This window comes from Sphingomonas sp. CL5.1 (assembly GCF_013344685.1).
GTDB lineage: Bacteria > Pseudomonadota > Alphaproteobacteria > Sphingomonadales > Sphingomonadaceae > Sphingomonas.
The window spans coordinates 3,478,211-3,499,066 of record NZ_CP050137.1; the positions used below are offsets into that span (position 1 = coordinate 3,478,211).

19 protein-coding genes are annotated in these 20,856 nt (G+C 64.0%); 4 read left to right on the forward strand and 15 right to left on the reverse strand.

Annotated features, from left to right (window positions below; translation table 11 throughout):
* Positions 1 to 165: 165 nt before the first annotated feature.
* The 4 genes from F9288_RS16755 to F9288_RS16770 all read right to left on the reverse strand — a co-directional run bounded on the left by F9288_RS16755 (position 166) and on the right by F9288_RS16770 (position 4,824).
* Positions 166 to 1,152 (reverse strand): DUF6607 family protein, encoded by a 987-nt coding sequence (locus F9288_RS16755; protein ID WP_174837837.1) that lies wholly within the window; start codon positions 1,150 to 1,152, stop codon positions 166 to 168.
* Between the two features lie 11 nt (positions 1,153 to 1,163).
* A complete protein-coding gene (locus F9288_RS16760; protein WP_174837838.1) occupies positions 1,164 to 3,473 on the reverse strand; it encodes a TonB-dependent hemoglobin/transferrin/lactoferrin family receptor in 2,310 nt (769 codons plus the stop codon).
* Positions 3,474 to 3,571: 98 nt separating this feature from the next.
* Positions 3,572 to 4,378 (reverse strand): ferredoxin--NADP reductase, encoded by an 807-nt coding sequence (locus F9288_RS16765; protein ID WP_174839141.1) that lies wholly within the window; start codon positions 4,376 to 4,378, stop codon positions 3,572 to 3,574.
* A gap of 2 nt (positions 4,379 to 4,380) precedes the next feature.
* Positions 4,381 to 4,824 (reverse strand): hypothetical protein, encoded by a 444-nt coding sequence (locus F9288_RS16770; RefSeq protein WP_174837839.1) that lies wholly within the window; start codon positions 4,822 to 4,824, stop codon positions 4,381 to 4,383.
* A gap of 100 nt (positions 4,825 to 4,924) precedes the next feature.
* On the opposite strand from F9288_RS16770, the gene F9288_RS16775 reads away from it, so the two are divergent.
* On the forward strand, positions 4,925 to 6,019 hold the full coding sequence (locus F9288_RS16775; protein ID WP_217482541.1) for a LysR family transcriptional regulator: 1,095 nt from the start codon (positions 4,925 to 4,927) through the stop codon (positions 6,017 to 6,019).
* Positions 6,020 to 6,037: 18 nt separating this feature from the next.
* On the opposite strand, the gene F9288_RS16780 is transcribed toward F9288_RS16775, so the two are convergent.
* The 5 genes from F9288_RS16780 to F9288_RS16800 all read right to left on the reverse strand — a co-directional run bounded on the left by F9288_RS16780 (position 6,038) and on the right by F9288_RS16800 (position 10,920).
* Positions 6,038 to 7,432 (reverse strand): MmgE/PrpD family protein, encoded by a 1,395-nt coding sequence (locus F9288_RS16780; RefSeq protein WP_174837840.1) that lies wholly within the window; start codon positions 7,430 to 7,432, stop codon positions 6,038 to 6,040.
* Between the two features lie 169 nt (positions 7,433 to 7,601).
* Positions 7,602 to 8,015 carry a Zn-ribbon domain-containing OB-fold protein gene (locus tag F9288_RS16785; protein WP_174837841.1) on the reverse strand — a complete coding sequence of 138 codons (414 nt, stop codon included), beginning with the start codon at positions 8,013 to 8,015 and terminating at the stop codon, positions 7,602 to 7,604.
* 16 nt (positions 8,016 to 8,031) lie between these two features.
* A complete protein-coding gene (locus F9288_RS16790) occupies positions 8,032 to 9,243 on the reverse strand; it encodes a thiolase family protein (RefSeq protein ID WP_174837842.1) in 1,212 nt (403 codons plus the stop codon).
* A gap of 4 nt (positions 9,244 to 9,247) precedes the next feature.
* Positions 9,248 to 9,745 carry a MaoC/PaaZ C-terminal domain-containing protein gene (locus tag F9288_RS16795; protein ID WP_174837843.1) on the reverse strand — a complete coding sequence of 166 codons (498 nt, stop codon included), beginning with the start codon at positions 9,743 to 9,745 and terminating at the stop codon, positions 9,248 to 9,250.
* A 29-nt stretch (positions 9,746 to 9,774) separates the two neighbouring features.
* Positions 9,775 to 10,920: an acyl-CoA dehydrogenase family protein gene (locus tag F9288_RS16800; RefSeq protein ID WP_174837844.1), complete on the reverse strand. Its 1,146-nt coding sequence runs from the start codon at positions 10,918 to 10,920 to the stop codon at positions 9,775 to 9,777.
* Between F9288_RS16800 and F9288_RS16805 the strand changes: the two genes are divergently transcribed.
* Complete coding sequence (locus F9288_RS16805; RefSeq protein ID WP_174837845.1) at positions 10,915 to 11,139, forward strand: hypothetical protein; 225 nt, start codon at positions 10,915 to 10,917, stop codon at positions 11,137 to 11,139. The two genes, F9288_RS16800 and F9288_RS16805, sit on opposite strands and share 6 nt — an antisense overlap.
* A gap of 60 nt (positions 11,140 to 11,199) precedes the next feature.
* Here F9288_RS16805 and F9288_RS16810 read toward each other — a convergent pair whose 3' ends face one another.
* The 5 genes from F9288_RS16810 to F9288_RS16830 all read right to left on the reverse strand — a co-directional run bounded on the left by F9288_RS16810 (position 11,200) and on the right by F9288_RS16830 (position 17,080).
* The gene (locus F9288_RS16810; RefSeq protein WP_174837846.1) at positions 11,200 to 12,444 is read right to left on the reverse strand and encodes an SRPBCC family protein; all 1,245 of its coding nucleotides are present in this window, start codon (positions 12,442 to 12,444) and stop codon (positions 11,200 to 11,202) included.
* Positions 12,445 to 12,482: 38 nt separating this feature from the next.
* Positions 12,483 to 12,821 carry a hypothetical protein gene (locus tag F9288_RS16815; protein WP_174837847.1) on the reverse strand — a complete coding sequence of 113 codons (339 nt, stop codon included), beginning with the start codon at positions 12,819 to 12,821 and terminating at the stop codon, positions 12,483 to 12,485.
* A 116-nt stretch (positions 12,822 to 12,937) separates the two neighbouring features.
* Positions 12,938 to 13,798, reverse strand: coding sequence for a helix-turn-helix transcriptional regulator (locus tag F9288_RS16820; RefSeq protein WP_174837848.1), 861 nt, complete (start codon positions 13,796 to 13,798; stop codon positions 12,938 to 12,940).
* A 123-nt stretch (positions 13,799 to 13,921) separates the two neighbouring features.
* Positions 13,922 to 16,288, reverse strand: a complete 2,367-nt coding sequence (locus F9288_RS16825; RefSeq protein ID WP_254620919.1) for a TonB-dependent receptor — start codon at positions 16,286 to 16,288, stop codon at positions 13,922 to 13,924.
* 33 nt (positions 16,289 to 16,321) lie between these two features.
* Positions 16,322 to 17,080 (reverse strand): SDR family NAD(P)-dependent oxidoreductase, encoded by a 759-nt coding sequence (locus F9288_RS16830; protein ID WP_174837849.1) that lies wholly within the window; start codon positions 17,078 to 17,080, stop codon positions 16,322 to 16,324.
* A 432-nt stretch (positions 17,081 to 17,512) separates the two neighbouring features.
* Between F9288_RS16830 and F9288_RS16835 the strand changes: the two genes are divergently transcribed.
* Both F9288_RS16835 and F9288_RS16840 read left to right on the forward strand, forming a co-directional pair.
* Positions 17,513 to 19,606, forward strand: coding sequence for a TonB-dependent receptor (locus tag F9288_RS16835; RefSeq protein ID WP_174837850.1), 2,094 nt, complete (start codon positions 17,513 to 17,515; stop codon positions 19,604 to 19,606).
* Between the two features lie 170 nt (positions 19,607 to 19,776).
* Complete coding sequence (locus tag F9288_RS16840; RefSeq protein ID WP_217482542.1) at positions 19,777 to 20,205, forward strand: nuclear transport factor 2 family protein; 429 nt, start codon at positions 19,777 to 19,779, stop codon at positions 20,203 to 20,205.
* 236 nt (positions 20,206 to 20,441) lie between these two features.
* On the opposite strand, the gene F9288_RS16845 is transcribed toward F9288_RS16840, so the two are convergent.
* Complete coding sequence (locus tag F9288_RS16845) at positions 20,442 to 20,660, reverse strand: hypothetical protein (protein ID WP_174837852.1); 219 nt, start codon at positions 20,658 to 20,660, stop codon at positions 20,442 to 20,444.
* Between the last annotated feature and the right edge of the window lie 196 nt (positions 20,661 to 20,856).

The window sequence follows — 20,856 nt, forward strand, 5'->3', positions numbered from 1 at the left end:
GGTTCTATCACCGCGACTCAACGGCCGATGCCCCCATATCTAGGGACATGATGCGAGAGCCGGGTCTTCTTCACCCGACCGGATCAGATGATGATCGCCCGGATAATATCGACATGGCTTCCGCCGAGGAGACAATCGCGACGCCGGCCCTACCCTCGTCGATCGTCAGTGATCGCTCACTTCGGCGATCACCGCTTTGGCTTTGGCGATGGCATCGGCCGTCTTGAGCTTCCCGGCCTCGATATCGTCGGCATAGCTCATCAGGCGCTCGCCCGAGGCCGAACCCGTGTCCGCGACCTCGGCCACCTTCACCCCCTTGTTTCGGGCGATCGCCTCGTCCCAGAAGCCGCGCACCGCCGCCCAATAATCCCTGGTCGCGGCCCAATAGGCATCCGCCGCCGCCACATCGAACCGATCATCCTTCGAGTAGGTGTTCAGCACCGATTCCTGCACGAAGGGGACCAGCTTGCCGTCGACCAGCCCCATCTTGATATTGTCCTGCCAATGGATCCAGCCGTCAGGCGACGGGGAGTGGCGGTTGATGCCCAGATAGCGGTCGTAAGGCGGATGGCGCACGGCATCGCGGCGCGCCAACGGACGCCACGTCCAGCTCGATCGCCAGCGCCGCACGCCGCCTTCGTCGGTCCACTGGCCCCAGCCGCCGTAGCGCGGGGAATCGTCGGTCTGCCACACGGTCTGCGACCAGCGGCCCTTGCGCATCGCGGCGGGCACGTCCTCCAGCTTCCACGCGCCCTGCCCGGCATAGGTCAGCACCGTGGCGGGCTCATATGCCCAATCCTGCCGCCAATGCTTGATGACGAAGGTCTTGCCCTTGTCGTCGCTGACCACCAGCAGATGCTGGAGCATGATCGCGCGGCCGGTGTCGGCGATCACGCGGACCACCTCATGCCCGCCCGACACCTTGGCCGGGATCGGCGTGTAGTCGGCACGCCACGGCGTGGTCTCGCGCATGTCGAACGTCACCTTGAACGTGCCCGCCATCGCGAGGATCGAGGCGCGATCGGCCTCGAACGCGGCCTTGGCGTCGGCGGCCGAGCGCGCGGCGACAGGGCCGTCCGCCAGCGCGGGCGCGGGTGTCGCGCCGGCAAGGACGGTCGCGGCGAGCAGCAGGATCGGGAGATGCTTTTTCATATAATTACCCCTTAGAATCTTACGCTGATGGAGACGGACGCATTGCGCCCCGGCTGGGTATAGGCGCCGGCCACGGCGGGATCGGTGTAGGTCGCCGGGCTGGTCGGTGGCGTCACGGCGGTCATCGCCAGCCCGCGCACGTCGCTCCACCACGCATATCTGGCGTCGAGCAGGTTGAAGACGCCCGCGCGCACCGTGACCATCTCGCCCAGCTTCAGATAGGCGGTCGCATCGAGGATGGTGAACGCGCCGGGCCGGTAACAGGGCGCGCCGCCGCAGACGCCGACGGCGTCGCTCGCCTCCTTCCGCGCCGAATGGGTCATCACGAGCTGGCCGCCGAACCTCTTGCCGGGATCGTCATAGCCGACGCCCATGACGAGCTTGAGCGGATCGATCGACGCGAGCGGCGACTTCACGCCATCCGGATCGGTGACGGTCCCTTCCGAATAGCTGATCGCCATTCGCCCGGAGAAGCCGCGCGTATCCGCCAGCGTCAGGCTGCCTTCCGCCCCCTTGATGCGGACGCGGTTGAGGTTGATGAATTGATACACCGCCGGATCGCCCGGCGTGAAGCTGCCGCCCACCACCTCCTGGTCGATGAAGCCCTTGTAGCTGCCGGTGAACGCGGTGGCGGCGAAGCGGATCGCATCGCTGCCGATGCGGACGCCGGCTTCCCATGTCTCGCTCGTCTCGGGGCGCAGATCGGGATTCGGCACCGAGGTATAGCCATAGGCCGGGTTGGAGAAGAACTGGTTCACCTGCGTCGGCGACGGCGCCTTGAACCCTTGCGCATAGTTGACGAAGATGTTGGCGCCCGGCGCGATCGACAGCAGCGCGCCCAGCTTGGGCGACACGCGGGAGCCGTCCTGCCTCGCGCTCGGCATCGCCGGGGTAAGCGCGTCGGGCTTGGGCGTCAGCTTGTAATAATCGAACCGCACCGCCGGAAAGAGGCGCAGGGCGCCGCCGAGCAGTTCGACCGTATCGGCGAGATAGACGCCGCCCAGCGTATAGTCGGTCGGCGGGAAGGCGCGGGTCGGGAACACGTCGGGCGGCGAAGGCACGGTGCCATCGCGCATGCCGCTCTGCCGGGTCACGCTTAAATCGCCGCCATAGGCCAGCGTGTTGACCATGCCGCCGGCCGTGAACGCGCTGCGCAATTCGGCACTGACGCCCCAGACCCTGTTGTCGAACGTGTTGATGCGGGTGCGATCGGCGGCGGTGTTGCGATCCTCGGCGCTGAACTGCCGGTTCTTCGCCCATTGATACCAGCCGGTCAGCTGCGCGAAGTCGATGAAGCCGTCGCCTTGCCAGCGCCAGTCGAGCGCCGCGCGGTCGCGGCTGGTGCGGTCGCGCGCGGTCAGGCCGATCACGGCGGTGGCGGGCAGGACGGCGGGCGGCGACGGCGGGACGGCGATGCCGCTCAGCACATCGGTGGCGACGTGATCGTCATAATGGTCGTAGGTCAGGCGAATGCGATTGTGGTTGTCGGGCGCCCAGACGATCTTGCCCAGCACCGCGTTCGATCGCGTGTCCTGCGGATTCGCTGCCGTGCGGCTGGCGTTGGGCGCGTCGTTCGATCCGTCGGTCTTGTATTCATGGCCGTCGCGGCGGGTGTAGGCGATCATCGCCGACCATTGCCCGGACCGGCCGGCCACGATCCCCGTCTCGGCGAACTGGTCGTCCGACGAATCATAAGCGGCACGCGCGAGGCCGCCATAATCCCTGTCCTTCAGGAAATCGGCCGGATCGCTGGTGGTGAAGCTGACCGCGCCGGCAAGGCCGTCCGACCCGTAAAGCGCCGAAGCCGGGCCGCGCAGGATCTCCACCGACTTGACGATGCCGAGATCGACATAATCCCCCCGTCCCGCCGATTGCGCGCCGAATTCGAAACCGTCGGGCACGCGGACGCCATCGACCTGGATCAGCACGCGATTGCCCTCCAGCCCCCGGATGTTGAACCCGGAATTGGCGTCGCGGCCGGTCGCGCCCAACGCCGCGCCGAAGCGGGTTGGCGCGCGGCGGACGCTGACGCCCGGCTCGAAGCGCACGAGGTCCTTGATGTCGCCGGCGAGTTGATCGGCGATCTGGCCGGCGTCGATCACGGTGACGGTGGCGGGCACCTCGCTCGCTGGAGTGGGGATGCGCGTGCCGGTCACGACGATCGGGTCGCGCGCCTGCCCGTCGTCACCGGCGGCCGCCGCCGGTTGCGCATCCTCCAGCGGGCGTGCCGCGGCCGACGTGGCGACCGCGAGTGCCAGCAATGCCACGCCGGACAAGGCCATTCGCACGGCGCCCGCATTGTTGGTACTGCCGTAGATCATGTCTTTTCCCTTTTGGTTATACGCTAATGATAGTTAATCGCGAATCCTGCGCGGCATGGTTCCGTCGCCGAACGGTCAGCCCGACGCCAGATCCCGCTTCAATCGACGAAGGCGCGCTCGATCACGAACTGCCCCGGCCGCGATACGGCGCCCTCGGTGAAGCCGAGGGTGGCGAGGCGCTGGGCGAATTCGCGGATCATCGCGGTCGATCCGCACAACATGACCCGATCCATGCCGGGATCGAGCCGTGGCGGCCCCGCCACGCTCGCGCTGAACAGTCTGCCGCTGTCGAGCAGGTTGCCGATCCGGCCCTGCGTGTGGAACGGCTCGCGCGTGACGGTAGGCAGGTAATGAAGCTGGAGCAGCGCCTGATCGCGCACCAGCGGATCGTCGGCGAGTTGCGCGGTCAGCGTGTCGCGCCATGCTAGGTCGCTCACCCGCCGGACGCTGTGCACCACTACGACCTGCGCGAACCGGTCGTAGATTTCGGGATCGCGGATGATGCTGAGGAACGGCGCGAGGCCGGTGCCGGTCGAGAACAGGAACAGGCGCCGGCCCGGCAGCAGCGCGTCGCTGACCAACGTGCCGGTCGGCTTGCGGCCGAGATAGAGTTGCTCGCCCGGCGCGATCGCCTGAAGCCGCGAGGTGAGCGGGCCGTCCGCGACTTTGATCGACAGGAATTCCAGTTCCTCGGCCCATGACGGGCTGGCGATCGAATAAGCGCGCAGCAGCGGCCGCCCTTCGACCGGCAAGCCGAGCATCACGAACTCGCCAGAGCGGAAGCGGAAGCTGGCCGGGCGCGCCAGCGCGAAGCTGAACAGATGCTCGTTCCAATGGCGCACCCACAGCACGTTCTGGGCATGGAAGCTGGCATGGGGCGGAAGCCGCCCGTCGGTGAAGTGCATGGTCACGGCCGCGCCTCGTCCGATGGGATGATGGCGTCGCGTGGGTCGATCGCGGCGAGGACCGCCGCGACGCGCGATACCGCCGTCGCCAGGGTGCCAGCCGCGTGCGGCTGAACGAACTGGCTGGCGAGTTGCCGGACCTGCGATCCCGTCCCGTCCACGCCGGTCGCGAACAGGGCGAGCAGCCGCGCCTCGTCATCACCGACCGCCCCGGCACAGGGCGGCGCGAACCGTAGCCTGACCAATGCCTCGGCGTTGAGGACCGCCATCGCCATGTTGAAGTCGGGCAAGGCAGGCTCCACGCCCTCGTAGCGGAAAGCGGCGGCCCCGGCGGCGCACGGGCAGCGCCCGGCCGCGACCGCGCGGACCCAGTGCCGCATCGACGCGATCAGCAGGCGGTCATGGCGATGGAGCGTGTCGATCGGGCGATCAAGATAGCGGTACAATGGATGGCTCCCACGGCGATTGGGTTGCCATATCTATAATGATATTGATTCTCAATAACGAATTTAACCGACCTGTTCAGCCCGCTTGGCGCGATGCACGATGCACGCCCGCCATCCGGGACTGGAGGACGCGCCGAAGTTCATTTGTGCTGGCATCGACAAAAAGAACCACCGACTACCGGGGAACGCTTTAGCGATGCTGACGTCGGGGACGCGGCACTCTAGAAGCGGTTTTGCCGACATAGCTGAAGGTCGGTGCAGGCCCAAACCGAAGGCGTCGAAAAATGGGCAGTTCAATCAGATACATCTGATCCGTCGGATCGATCTTTTCACCCTGCGACTCTTCGTATCGGTCGTGGAGGAGGGGCAGATCGGGCGCGCCGCCGCGCGGGAGAACATCGCGCCGTCGACCGCGACTAAGCGCATCCAGGATCTGGAGGCGATCGCCGGAATCGAACTGCTCGATCGCAGCGCGAAAGGCGTCGTGCCAAGCGCCGCGGGCGCCGTGGTGCTGCGCCACGCGCGCGATATCGTCGGCAGCATCGAAGCGCTGCGCGCGGAAATCGCGGCGTTCAACGACGGTCGCGAAGGCAAGGTCACCATCGCATCGGCCCGCTCGATCATCGATCCCTTCCTGACCGGCGAACTCAGCGGCTTCGCCCGCGATTTCCCGCTGGTCGAGCTGGATGTGCACGAAGTCGAGAATGGCGAGATCGTCGAGATGGTCGGGCGGGGCGACGCGGACATCGGCGTGTTCGCCCAGGAAGCACGGCTCGATCTCGAGGGGTTGCACATCCTGCCGTTCCGCGAGGACAGGCTGGTCGTGATCGTTCCGAAATCCCATCCCCTTAGCCGGCGTGGCAGCATCGGGTTCGGCGAATTGATGTCGGAAAATATCGTCGCGCTGAAGGCGCTGACCGGGGCGTTCGCGGCGGCCGCGAAGCGTGCGGGCGTCCGTTTCGATCCCCGCGTCAGCGTCAAGAGTCCCAGCCTGGCCGTCAATCTCGTGTGCGACGGCTTCGGCGTCGCGATCCTGCCCGAAGGGATGCTGAGCCGCGAGCATTCTGAAAATGTTTCCAGCGTCGGCCTGGACGAAACCTGGGCACGACGCGTCATCCAGATCGCCGTCGCGCGCAACCGGCCGCTCAATCCGGTCGCCGATCATTTTCTGAGCAGGTTGACGGCTATATCCTGACGCCCGGCAACCGGCCCTTCACGCCGCATTTCCCGTGACCGCCGCCAGCAATGCGGCGGCGTCGCGAGAATCGTCCCATATCGCGTCGGCAAGCGCGGCGCCTGACGGCAAATCGCCCCGAAGCGCCAGTCCGTCGCCTTTCGCCAGTATCTGCGCGCGGCTCATCGGGTTGCGCGTGGTGCCGACACTGTCGACCACCATCGCCGTCCGCGTCGTGCCGTCGTTGAAACGGATCGTCGCGCTCGTCGCGAACTGCTTGGGATAATATCTGCGCTCCAGCTCCGCGTCGATCTCGAACCGGACCTTGGCGGCAATGTCGAGGATCGCCGGATCGTCCAGGAAATCCTCTCCATAAACATCATAGCGGGTCGGCCCGTAGGCCAGCGTCGCGCCGACGACATAGGGGCAGCTATATTGCGCGGTCATGGTCGACCGGGCAGGCGTCATATGCTGGTCGGCGATCAACCGTGGCCCGGTTATCAGGATATCCGCGATATCATCGGTCGCGACGCTGAAATCGTCGGTGATCCGCGCCAGCGCGTCGATCGTCGAATGAAACAGGCGGCAGCAAGAATAAGGCTTGAGGCTGATGACATGGATCTGAAATTCCTCGCCCGGCGTCACCTGCCTCGGCGCGCCGCCGAACATGCCGGCGACGCCGTAAGTGCCGTCGACCGACCGATGCGGCGCGGTCATGGCCGGCAGCTGCGCGAATTGCGCCGCCAGCACCCCGTTGCGCGCGCCGAGCCCGGCGTGGAGCCGTTTCACCTCGCCGCCGCGCGATTCGACCGAGAATGGCATCGAACCGCACGCTTGCGACAGCGCATGACCCCAGGCGGTCGCCAGCATCTCCTCATCCACCGGCTTGCGCTGCTCGAAGGCATAGAGGCTGAGGCAGGCCGTCGCGGCGCCGAACGAGCCGAACACCGATGTCGGGTGAAAGCCGTTATGGACGGTGTCCATGCCGCCGGCCGCGCATCCGATCAGCGCCATCGCTTCATAGCCGGCGGCAATGGCGCGAAAGAGCTCCGCCTGCGAAGCGCCCGTGGCGGCCCCCACCGCGAGCGCGGCGGGGATCACGACGCAACCGGGATGGCTGGCCGTCTCGTCATGGGTATCGTCCAGTTCATAGCTGTGCCCGGCGGTGCCGAAAACGAGCGCCGCCACGGACGGCTCGGCGCGCCACTTCCCGCCGAGCACCCAGCTGGAGCCAGTGCCGGCGAAGCGCGCCGACCATTGCGCAAGCTCCCGCGCCGCGGGACGGGTGCTGCCCCATAGCGAAACGACGAAACAATCGAGGAGCAGACGCCGAACAGCCTCGATGTCGCGGGGCTGAAGATCGCCGTTGGCGATTTTGGCGACATGGCGCAGCAAATCGACGGTCTGATTGGACGCGCCCGCAATTTCCTCCACGACATCCGCTCCTTCCGCCCCGGATCGGGTTCGCCCATCGGCGCGATATGGCTAGGTCGGATAATGCCAGCCGCCAATTTGCGATTTTCGAAGTGGCGGTTCGAGCAGCTCGAACAGGCCGAGCACGCTCGACCGGCGACCGACAATCCCCGCGCCGCGCCAGGACATCTCAGGCGATCACGAAGACCGGCAATCGCTGCCCTCCGCGCCGGATCATTCGCGCCTCGACGCGCAATCCGATCTTCAGCAATTCCGGCGGCGCGTCGATCTGGGCGAACAGATAATAGCCCTCGTCCATCTCGACGAAACCGACCGAATAGGGCGCGATCGATGCGAAGCTCGGCGTCGGCCCGCGCATCACGGTGCTGAAGGAATAGAGCGCGCCGTGCCCGGCGGACTGTCGCCATTCGAGCCTGATCTCGTTGCAATGCGGGCAGGCCGAATGGGCCGGCCACACCGGCTGGTCGCAGGCGGCGCAATGTTGAAATCGAATCTCGCCCGCTTCCAGCCCCTCCCAATAGGGTTCGGCGTCGAGGAGCCGGTATGGCTGTGGCCAGCCCTCATGCAATTGCGTTCGCGTCATCGCTATCGCTCCGTCATCAACTGCCGGTGGAGAGCAGCAACACGCTACCGGCCGCCAGCATCCCGCCCGCGCCCTGGACCAGCACGGTCTTGGGCCGCCGCGCGGGCGCCAGCCCCAGCGGTTGTCCGCGAAGCTGCCGCACCGCCTCGACGATGCTGTCCATGTTGCAGGAGATTCCCGGCTGACCGAACGAGAGCCAGCCACCGTTGGTGTCGGTGGGCAGATCGCCGTCGATCCCCGTGCGTCCTTCGCGATAGAGATCGATGCCGCGTCCTTTCCTCGCGAAGCCCAAGTCCTCCATGATGATCGGCCCCATGTGAGCGAAATTCACTGAAATCTGCGCCATGTCGACATCCTCCCGCGACAGGCCCGACATGGCGAACGCCTCGTCGGCGGCAACCGCCGTCGCCGTGTGGACCAGATTGGGCATCGGGCCGAGTTGCGGAAACTTGCAGGTCCGCATGTTCATGCGATCGGTCAGATATTCGTGCGTCGTCGCTGACCCGTAACCCAGCAGGTAGATCGGATTTCGGACCTCCCGGGCGCGTTCGACCGACGTCACGATCACCGCGCCGCCGGTGCCGCCGCCCCAGGTCGAGCACATCCAGCGCCGTAGCGGGGTGGCTACATAGGGGGACGAGAGCACCGTGGCGCGGTCGATCTCGCCGAATCTCGCCTTGGCCGCGCGGGGGTGACGCGCCCCCCAGCGCTGGTTGGCGACCGCCACGTCCGCGAGCGCCTCCTCGGTCACGCCGAATTCGTGAAGATAGCGACAGGCCGCCTGCGCATAGAGCGCGGGGATCGGTGCGCCATAAGGAATTTCGACCTGTGGCTCGGCGTCGGCCTCCGCGCCCATCGCGACGGCGTCCACGAACAGCTCGGTTGCGTCGCTTTGCAGGCACAGGACATAATCGGCCTGACCGGCGCCGATCATCTCGGCGGCGACGGCCAGCGTCGCCGTCAGGCCGGCACCGTGCAGGGTGATCTCGCTGTTACGACGGACCGGCATGTGCATGTGCGAGATGAAGATGTTGCTCCACTGCGATCTCTTGTCCGCCCAGGGCGAGCGCCCGGTATAGACCGCATCGATCCGGTCCTTCGTGATCCCCGCATCGGCGAGCGCGTTGCGTGTCGCCTCGACGGCCAGTTGCAGCGGGTCCTTGCGATCGTCGCCGGAGGCATAGGCATCCCCCATCCCGACGATCGCGGCCACGGGTTTCGGCGACATCCGTTCAGTCCTTGAGGTCGGGCAGCGACGCCGCGATCAACGCGTCGAGATCCTCGCGCCTGCGCAGCATCAGCAGGCTCCATTCGGCCTGCTGGACCGTGACGCCATCCTGATTGACCGCCTTCATCAGGAACTTGATGACGCCGTATTTGTCGTCCTTCTCCTTCTTCCCGATCACTTCGCACACCGCGTAGATGGTGTCGCCGATATCGACCGGCGCGAGGAACCGCATGTTGTCGATGCCGTAATTCGCCTGGATGCCAAGGCCGAACTGGATCAGCCCGGTCACGATCGCATAGGTCAGTGACCCCTGCACCAGGCGTCGGCCGAACCGTGTCCTGACGGCATAATGGGTGTTGGAGTGGATCTCGATCCAGTTGCCCGTCAGCGCGCAGAAATTGACCACGTCCGTTTCGGTGACGGTGCGTCCGCCCGAGCGGAATATCTGGCCGACCTCCAGCTCGTCGCAGGTCTGGTCGATACGATTGTTGATGAGGCTCATGGCGATGCCCTTCCCTGAGGTTCCGGCGATCAAAGACGCATCGACCTGGCGATGATGGTCTTCTGGATCTGCGAGGTTCCGCCGCCGATCGTCGACTGGACGCTTTCGCGCAGATAGCGCTCCATGTCCGCCTCGGGCAGGTTGGCGTGGCCGCCCAGCACCTGCATGCCGGTCAACGCGCAATGCTTGAGCGTCTCCGAGCCGTAGAGCTTCGCCATCGACACTTCGCGGCTCGCGGGAAGGCCCGCCGCCAGCATCGCCGCCGCCCGATAGACGAGGAGGCGGGCGGCATCGACCTGCGTCTGGCAGTCGGCCAGCATATGGCGGAGCACCTGGAAGTCCCAGATCGGGCGGCCGAACTGCTCGCGCTCATGGGCATATTGCACGGCCTTTGACACCGCCGTCTGGGCATTGCCGGTATAGGCGCCAGCCACCGAGCAGCGCTCCAGTTCGAGATGCTCGACGATGATCTTCCAGCCTTCACCCTCCTTGCCGAGCAAGGCATCGCCCGGCACCTTGACCTCGTCGAGGAAGATCTCGGTCGTGCCGGTCGCATGGCGCGACAACGTCGGCAGCTTGTTGATGACGAGGCCCGGCGTGTCGTTCGGGATCAACAGGATCGAAAGACCACCGTGCTTGTCATCGGGGTCGGTGCGGACGAGCATCGCGATGACCACGTCGGTCGCGGCGGCGCCCGAACACCATAGTTTCTGGCCGGTGACGATCCAGTCGCCATTTTCGTCGCGCCGCGCCCGCGTCCTGGTGCTCGCCGCGTCGGAACCGGCGCCGAGCTCGGAGATCGACACCGAGAAACGGATCTTCCCGTCGATGAAAGGCCGGATATATTTCGCCTTCTGTTCGGCGGTGCCGAATTTGGCGATGTTCATCGCGGTGAAGGTCGGGACGAGGATAGCCGCAGCGAAGTCGAACCCGAACTTGCCCAGCCCCTCCGCCATCAGCGTATAATCGAAAATATTGCCGCCGGCGCCGCCATCCGCTTCCTTGAAAAGAAGCCCAAGCCATCCCTGTCTGGCGATCTTCTCATACGCCTCATAGGGATAGTTGCGGTGCATGTCGCATTCGCGGACATATTCGACCGTCACCTCGCTATCCATGAAACGATTGACCGTCTCCAGCCATGTCGCCTGCTCATCGCTGAGGAAATTGGATTGCATGCCGAACTCTCCGTTTGTGGTCATCGGCATTGGCGGTTCGCCGCACCGATATTCGATGCCTTGAACAGCTATCCCCGCCTGTTTCGAAACCAAGTGATCATTTCGGAACAGCGGTTTCGAGAGAATCGAATGAGGGCGAAGATGTCGAAGATCGACGAACCAGAGGAAATCAAACACGCGCGGCACAGCGGCGAGCGCCCGAAAAGGGATCGCGCTTGATATGCTCGATCACTCTTCGGACGCTCGCCGCCGTGCCAAAGCCGGCGGAGTCAGTATTTGTCAGCTCAACGCGTCGGCGACCCTCGCGGAGCGCGTCCATTTATCGACCTGCTCCAGCGAATGGCGGACGAGAACCTCGCCTTCGTGGAGATAGACGAACGACTTCGCCCCGGATTCCATCCCGCTTTGCGTGCTCTCGATATTCGCAAGATCCTCAAGGAAGGCGTCGGCGATCGTCGCGGTGAAATGTTCGAGTTGCAACCGTTCACGCACGCTGGACGCCTTGGGCTGATAGAAGCGCGCCTCCCACGACGAGGTGTTGCGGGTGCGCGGCCAGAATTCGTGCGTCCAGAAGCGGCTCGCCGAAATCTGGATGTGCCAGTTGGGGAAGATCCAGTTGACGTCGCTCGACCAGTCCGCGCGTTTCGAGGGATTGACGCGCGGATGCTCGGCGAGCGGGTTCACCTGCCCTTCCTGCTGCGTTCCCGTCACCGTCTGGTTCGCGGGATAGAGCCAGCGCACCACCGTCCAGTTCGCCGGCGGGGCGTAGCCGGTGTTGAGCCACCCGGCGAGCGAGCGATGCGGCCCGAAGGAGCCGGCGTCGATCGGCCGGCTGCACGGATTTTCCTTGCCGGCATAGACCGGCGCCAGCGTTTTCGGATGGATCGACTGGATGTGGTAGAATTCGCTGAAATTGTCGGCGAGGCACTTCCAGTTCGCCTTGATCTCGCCGGTCAGGATCAGGCAATTGTCGGCGTGGGGATAGGGGATATTGGCGAACTGCTCGCCGAACGGGCCGAGGAATTGCTTCAGCGTCACTTCCGGCTGCGGCTGGAGGTTGATGAAGATCCAGCCGTCCCATAAGTCGCACGCCACAGGCGTCAGCCCGCATTTCTTCTTGTCGAAATCGAAGAAGCCACCTTCGTCGGGCACGCCGATCAGTTCGCCGGTGTTCTTGTATGTCCAGCTATGATAGCGGCAGGTGAAGCGGCTCGCCTTGCCCTCCTTGTCCATCACGACATGGTTGCCGCGATGCGAGCAGACATTGTGGAAGGCGCGGATCTTGCCGTCCTTCGCGCGGGTGACGATCACCGATACGTTGAGCACCGGGATTTCCTTGACGAAATACTGGCCCGGTTCGGGAATGCGCTCCTCGCGACCCGCGATCAGCCACGCGCGGCGGAAGATGCGCTCGCGCTCCAGCTCATATTGCTCGGGATCGGTATAGAGGCTGGCCGGCATCGGGCCGCCCGAGACGCCGACAAGGTCCGCGAGCCTCGGGCTGATCTTGCTCAGTTCATTCACGTCAACTCTCCCAATATCCGAAATGTCCTGGCGACCGCTCAACCATAGGGTTGCAGGCCGCTCCCGATCTTCAGCGTGTGCGGCCAGGGCGAGTAAGGCACGCGCGACGCCTGATGCAGCTCGACAGCGATCGCCGCCTGCATCAGCGCGAGCAGCAGGCGGAACAGGCAGGCGACGTCGTCGGGCATGTCGTCGAGCGGATATTGCTCGACATAAGCGGTGGCCTCCTCCATCCGGGCGGTCATCGCCTCGTAGAAGCGGACGATGTCCTTGTATTCGGCGCCCGCGCGACGGTTCCAGCGATCGTTGGAGGTGGGAACGTCCCAATAATCGACGAATATCTCAAGATCTTCAAAGCCAGCGGGTAGTCTGCCCATTTCCGGTCATCCTCAATTGCGGGCCGCGCGAACGGCCTCTGTTTGAGGAAAAGGCTATGGAGCGAGGGGGCCGGCAACAATCCCCACGCTGGGGGACAAGGGCGCGCCGCGCGCCGTCAGGACAGGGCGATGCTGGGGCCGGAGAAGCCGAGCGCCACGTCACCGCAATGCCGCAGATACCATAGCAGCAGTTCATGATGGCAACCGATGCCGAGCCGCCCGTAGAGCCGCTTGCGGTGCGTATTGACCGTCTCCGTGCTGATGCCGAGATCGCTGGCGACGCAGCTCGCGCTCAGCCCGTAGAGCAGGCGCGCGGCCACCTGCATCTCGCGATGCGACAGGCCGACTTCGTTCAGCGAGAGATATTGCTCGATCAGCGGCAGCGTCGTGAGCGATTCGACCAGCCGCCGGCTCTGGCCGACGATCTCGACATGCTTGGCGACGATCGGGAAGAGGCTGGAAAACGCGCGGTCGATGCCCGGCAGATTGTCGACCGCCGTCACGCTGCGCGAGGCGGATCGCATCACGCTGAAGCCGATGACGCCGCCCGCCGTCCGCCCGCATATCATCAGCCGCTCGATCAGCTTCTGGCTGCGGTAGAAATCGCGCAGGTCGCTGGTCGGCGCGTCGCAGGTCGCCATGCGGTAGAAGGTCGGCAGCTCGCATTGCAGCCGGCTGCCCTCCCCCATCTCACGGTCGTCGCGCCATAGGTCGCGCGCCATATAGACCTGCGCCTGCTGCCGCGCGGCGTTGCGATCGTGAAGGCTGAGACCGCAGGAAATATCCGGCCGGCCATCCTCCAGCCGGAAGAAGTGCAGCGAATCCGCCCCGCATATCTGGTCGAGGAAGGCCAGCAACTCACGTTGCAGATCGCTGCGGCCGATCGCGCCGAAAAGCCGATCGTAAGCGCCGCCCATCGCGGGCGTCAGATCGACGACGGGGTTGACCCGCATAGCTGCTCCGATGCCTTGCGCCATCGCATCCTCTCCGCCGCATATTCGTGCCGGCATCCGCATTGTAACCCCTTTCGGGCGAATGTCACGCAGGTCCGGCGAAAAATCGAACGGTTGGCCGATTGATTGTGATGCGAAGGGGCGCCGCTACAGCCGGAACGACAGGCTGACGCCGTAGGTGGCGGGCATCCCGGCGAACCGCGCCACAGCGTCGGACGACGTGATCGCGTTGTTCCAATAATATTGGTTGAAGATATTCTTGCCGAACACCGACACCCGCCACCGGCCGTCCGCGCTGGCGATCCCGGCGCGGGCGTCGACCAGCACATAGCCGTCGATGCCCTGCAACTTAAAGGTCGACGGGATCGCGTTCGCGGCATTCACGTCGCCGCCGACCACCGCGATCGTATCCGAACGCATGTTCGCGCTCGCGCCGACGAACGCCTTCAGCCGGTCGGATATCGGGAATTCATAGTCGAGGTTCGAGGAAAGCTGATATTTCGGCGCGAACGGCATCCGCGTATCGGCGAAGTCGGCTGGAAGCCCGCCGCCGCTGATCCCGGTGAAGCGATCGATCTTCGCGTCGAGCCAGGTGAAGCCGTTGGCGAAAGTCAGCCCATGGGTCGGACGCAACGTGAACTCCAGTTCGAAGCCCTTGATCGACGATTTCGGCACGTTGACCAGCGCATCCTGGATGCCGAAGAAGGACTGCACCTTCGAGCGAAGCTGCTTGTTCAGATAATCATAATAAAAGCCGGCGGCATTCACCTGCAACGCGCCGTCGAGCAGCGACGCCTTGGCGCCCGCTTCATATGCGGTGACCGATTCCTGCTTCACCGCGCGATACTGGACGAAGCTGGTCGCCGACACCGCCGGGAAGCTGCCCGCCTTGTAGCCGCGACTGACGTTGGCATAGAACAGCAGGCCGGGCCGCGGCTTGTAATCCAGGCCCGCCATCCACGAGACGTTATCCTCGGTCAGCGTATCCTTATATTGGCCCGGCGCGCCGGGCGGCACGCCGTTGATCGTCGCGCCAAGATCGTTGCCCGCGAAACAATCCCCGGCATGGAAAGTGCCATAGGCGCCGCCGAACACCACATCGTAGAGGAACGGCCCGGTTCCCTTCGGGTCGCCGGTCAGATCGGTGTTGCAGATCGTCGCGCTGCTCTGCGCCTTGGTGTAGCGCGCGCCGGCCTTGAAGGTCAGCGTGCTGGCAAGATCGTATTCACCGTTCGCGAAAAAGGCGAAGCTCGTGAGCTTCTGGTAATTGCTGTAATGCGCGCGATCGAGGTTGTAACCGAATACGGTGAACACCGTTTCGTTGACCGACGTATAGCGATAATCGAAATCGGCGACCTGATCGACCTTGTTATTGGAATAATTGCCGCCGACCACCCAGCGGAACGGCCTGGACGCGCCGTTGCTCAGCCGCAATTCCTGAAAGAAGCTGCGGATCGAGCCGTCGCTGATGAGGTCGTTCACCGTATAGGGCAGGCCGTCGCGATCCGCACCCTGCCGCTGGTTGAATTGCAGGTAAGAGGTGAGCGAGGTCAGCGTGACGTGATCGGCAAGGTCGATGTCGCCGCGCAGCGACGCCTGCCAGAAATCGCTGTCGCCGAACGGCACGAAGCCCGCCACCGGCCCGCCCCAGTCGGCCGCGCGCGGCGTGGCCGGCGAAAAGGGCACGGTGGGGATGATCGGGTTGGCGATCGGGTTCTGCTGGACATAGCCGATATATTGCGGCGCCTCGGTATCGCTCTTGTCCTTCCAGCCGTTGACGTTGAGGCTGAAGCGCGCGCCGGACGTCGGCTCCCAGTCGATCAGCAGGCGGCCCATGTAATTGCGCACCTTGCCGTTGCGGTCATTCGGGCGACTGTTGCTGATCTGCCAGCCGTCCATCGTCTCGACGCGGCCGGAGACACGGGCCTTGAGCGTGCTGCTGAGCGGGCCGCTGACGAACGCCTCGCCATTGGCCTCGTTGAACCGGCCATAAGTGAGGTTGCCCCCGGCGGAAAGCTCGTCGGTCGGCTTGGCGGCGATGAAGTTGATCGCGCCGCCGGTGGAGTTCTGGCCGAACAACGTGCCCTGCGGTCCTTTCAGCACCTCGACCCGCTCAAGGTCATAGGCCGAATGCACCGCCAGCGCCCCGAACGGCAACGGCGCCTCGTCGACATAGACCGAGACGGTCGGATAGGCCGCCAGCGAGGATTCGATGAACCCGACGCCGCGCAGCGTGAGGATCGGCGTGCCGTTCTCCGAATTGGCGAACGACAGGCCGGGCACGGCCTGCGCGATATCCTTGAGGTCATTGATCTGTCGCGCCGCCAGCGCGTCGCCGCCGAGCACCGCGACGGTCGAACCGACGTCGGAAAGCTTCTGCTCGCGCTTGTTGGCGGTGACGATGATATCGGCGACGGCGGCCGGCGCGGCGTCGGCGGTCTGGGCGACGGCCGGCATCGAGGTGGCGACCGCCGCGAGTCCGGCGCTGATCGACAGGAATGTCGCGGATTTCATAAAACTCTCCCTGGTTCTGTTTTGCGGAATCGCTCAGTAAAGCGTGTAGCCGCCGTCCACCGGCAGGGTGACGCCGGTGACGAACGACGGCTCGTCGGACAGCAGCCACATCGCCGCGCGTGCCTGCTCCACCGGCTCGGCGGCGCGGCGCAGGGCGTGCTTGTCCTCCAGCGTCTTCACATAGTCCGGGTTCGCCGCGACATATTCCATGTAGAGCGGCGTGCGCGTCGCGGACGGGGCGATCGCGTTCACCCGGATGTTCCTCTCGCCATATTCCGCCGCCGCCGCGCGGGTAAGCCCGGTGATGGCGTGCTTGGAGGCGGAATAGGCGGCGAGCTGGCTGTCGTAGATCAGCGCGCTGACCGACGATGTATTGACGATCGCCCCACCGCCGACGCGCAACATCGCCTGGATCTCATATTTCATGCACAGAAACGTGCCGAAGGCATTGACGCCGAACACCCGCTGGAACTCCGCGAACGTCATGTCCGCGAGCAGGCCCGGCGCGTTGGCGATGCCGGCATTGTTGAACGCGCCGTCGAGCCGCCCGTAGCGCCGCTCCGCCGCCTCGACCATCGCCGCGACATCCTCCTCACGCGAGATATCGGCGCGGACGAACTGGACGTTCAGCCCCTGCCGGTCCAGCTCATCGGCCAGCGCCGTGCCGCGCTCCACATTGAAGTCGGCAGCCGTCACCAGCGCGCCATGCGCGGCGAACAGCCGGACGGCGGCCTCGCCGATCCCGCTGGCGCCGCCCGTCACGACGATCGAACGCCCCTCGATACCCGCCATCAATCTCTCCTCAAGTCGCGTCCATCAGGCGCGGGCCGGCCGCGTTGCGCCGTTTTCAGCGCATCGATTCCAACGAGTAGCCGGCCGAAACCTCTGATCAACGCGGTTAACATTGGCCAATAGCGGCCGATGCCCCCAACGTTGGGGACATACCGGCTTGCGGCGCTGTCCCTACCGATGGGGGCAGACCGAAGGGTCTAAACAAGCCATCAATGACAATAATACTAAACGCTTTACAGGTTCGCGCGACTTGAATGGGCCACCCGTCCAACAACCGCCTCGAGAACAATTGGAAGCAGGGAACACCTGATACCCACAATATTATAAAATAATGATATTCCGGAGGGGCATATAGTGCAAATTTCCACACTTCTCTGTGGCACCGCCATATTGATCTGTTCCGATCAGGCGCTCGCCGAATCTCCCGCGGCCGTGGCCGACAAGGCAACGCAGGCGACCAGCGCGCCGGTCAGCGGGGACGATGTCGTCGTCACGGCGCAGCGCCGCTCGGAGCGGCTGGTCGACGTCCCAATCTCGGTGAACGCCGTGAGTACGGACGAGATGGACGTCAAGCAGATCAACTCGGTCTTCGATCTCGGCAAATCGGTGACGAGCCTGCGTTTCGAGGGGCAGGCCCCCGTCTTCATGCCGACGCTGCGCGGCATCGGCACGCTGGTGATCGGCGGCGCGCTCGACGCCAGCGTCCCGGTCTATCTGGACGGGGCCTATCTTCCCAATACGCGCGGCATGAATTTCGATCTGCCCAACGTCAATGGAATGCAGGTGCTGAAAGGGCCACAGGGCACCCTGTTCGGCCGCAATTCGACCGGTGGCGCGATCCTGATCACCACGTCCGGGCCATCGGACACGCTCACCGGGCGTTTCAAGGTCGGTTACGGCGAATTCAATGACCTGAAGCTCTCCGGCTATCTCTCCGGGCCGATCTCGGACAATATCGCAGCGGGCCTCGCTGTCAGCTATCGCCATTCTAACGGCTATACGAAAAACATCGTCACCGGATCGAACAACGATGCTCCAGCCCGGATGTTCGATATCCGCCCGGACATCAGGTTCACCAACAACGACGGGTTCAGCCTGCGCCTGATCTACGAGCATAGCTATGCGTTCGACGCCACCGCGCTCGGGCTGAACAATCCGGACGGCTATGCGCTACTCGTCGCCATGCCGGACCTCGTGCCTGGGACGCATGCGATCGTGGCGCACAAGCCTTGGGAAACCGCCGCTGATCTCAAGCCGGTCAATCGCAACGTCGGCGACAGTGGCCTCGCCATCATCGACTGGGAAATCAGCGATTCGCTCAAGTTGAAAAACACCGTGAACTATCGTCACGACCGCAATGATTTCGCCGCGGACGCTGATCAATCAGACATTGCGCTCGTTCACGTCGGCGGCAGCGAGATCTACAAGACTTTTTCGAACGAGCTGACCGTTAATGGGAAGAACGGCAATCTCGACTGGGTTTCCGGTGTCTATTATTATAACGGCGTGACGCAGGATGCCGATCCGAGGAATCTCATCTTCGGCGTCTCCACGCCCGGCAATCTTCAGCGGATCAAAACGCAAACCTTCGCCGTCTTCGTCGATGGCACTTATGAGGTGACGCCCGGCCTGTTTCTGACCGCCGGTGGCCGATACAGCACCGAGCGCAAGGATATCAGGCTACGCGATGGTGCGACCGGAGATCCGGTGGCGCTGCCGAACGACGAGCCGTCGAACTTTCGCTGGAACAGCTTCACCCCGCGCGCGGCGATCCGTTACCAGATTGACGCCGGGACCAACGTCTATGCCTCGTACAGCCGCGGCTACAAAACCGGAACCTATGCCGGCTCACCGCCGCTGCTGGTCAGGCCGGAACATATCAACGCCTATGAGATCGGCTTCAAGCACAGCTCGCCGATGTTCACCATGAATGCCGCGACATTCTATTACGATTACAAGGATATGCAGGTATCCGCAGTCGACGTGCTCAGCAACCAGACCAAGGCTGTGAACGCCGAAAAGGCGCGAACCTATGGCGCGGAACTGGAAATGACCTTCCATCCGATTCCGGCGTGGCGCCTATCGGTATCCGGCGCCTATCTCAACGCGAAGTTCACTCGCTTCGACAATGCGCCTTATTTCGAGCAGGTTGGCGGCGGAAGCTGGCAAACCGTCGCCAGGAGCGCGAACGACACATGGATGCCGCGCTCCCCGAAATGGACCGCCAATATCGCCACCAGCTACGATATCGATATCGGCTCCGGCATCATCCAGTTCGCCGCCAACGCCAATGCGTCGAGCAAGCTGTATAATGTCGCGAGCGAGGAATTTCCGCTAAATAGTTATGCTGAAGTCGGCGCGAACGTATCGTACACGACCGCCGACAAACATTGGCGCGCCGAATTTTACGTGACCAACCTCACTAACAACGCGCGGCCCGTGCAATTACAGGGCGGCCCGGTCGGCACCTATGCGATCTGGGCGCCGCCGCGCACGGTTGGCGGCTCGCTCTCGTATAATTTCTGAAGCGCACGTTCCTATTTCTTAATCACCCAGGAGAGAAGCCCATGACCGTTCTTTCAAGATATCTTTGCGGCGGCGGCGCGGCGATCGCGCTCGCTGCATGCACCGCAATCCCTGCCTTCGCCCAGACCGTGCCGACACCGCCCAAGGTCGAATTGAAAGGGGTGGAACGATTGCTGGCGATGGAGGAGATGAAAAATCTCCGACTGACTTTCTGCCGCTCGCTCGACAGCCATGACTGGAAGGCGCTCCGCTCGACGATGTCGGACAATTTCGAGCTGTATTTCGCGGACAACAGTGGCCCGAACGGCGCAGCCACGCGCCCACCGCTCGAGAGGAACAGCGCGGATGGCTTCGTCGATCTCGCGAAGCAACTACTCAGCCAGGGCAAATCCATCCATATCTGCACAATGCCGCAGTTCGAATATGTCGGCACCGATCGCGCCCGGGCGCTCTGGTTCATCAACGGTTACGGCCAGATCGGGACACAGAACGGCCTTGGGTTCGAGCGGGTTGTGGAAGATTATGTAAAGGTCAACGGCAAGTGGCTGATCCGCAAGGCCGATGCGCGGATCGAAGCGAATGTGATCTTCTCGAAATAACGCCATCAGGCGGGCGCAATGGGTTTTCCCGATCGGGTCCGCCTCCGGGGGCAAAAGGGGGCGTCACCGCGTGACCTCGACTGGTCACGCGGTGATACGCCGTCTGCTCAATGATATCGTGGCGCCGCCCGCAAATAACAGGTGCCGGAAGACTGCAGCAGATACCAGTTTAACACCTCGCGGAAGCCCGCGAGATGAACCGGCGATAGAAACGCTTCTTGTAACTGATCGGCGTTTCATAAGGCGATCGACAGGTCAAGCGCGGCACCCTCGCAGGCCATGCCGTACGACATCCGCGCCACCACCTGCCCTTCACGCCGCAGTATATCGTGCCCAGACAGCGCGATGCACTCCTCGATCAACGCGAGCGACGACAAAGCCGACGAAACGATATGGCATTCGCTCACCAGCGCATAATGCCACCCCAGCAACGGAAAGGCGATTTCCCCGATCATACCTATCTGTGACCGCTCCGCGCCGCGCGCGTGTGGGTGCGCACGATGCTGAGGTCGAGAAGCCCGTCCGCTCCCCAGCCATAAACCACCACGCGCTCATGAATCGATTTGTCGTCGTAGAAAAGCTTCAGTTTCCCGCGTTTCGGAATGATCGATATCGAGCCTGGTCAATATCGGCGCCGTCGCGTCCCAACGG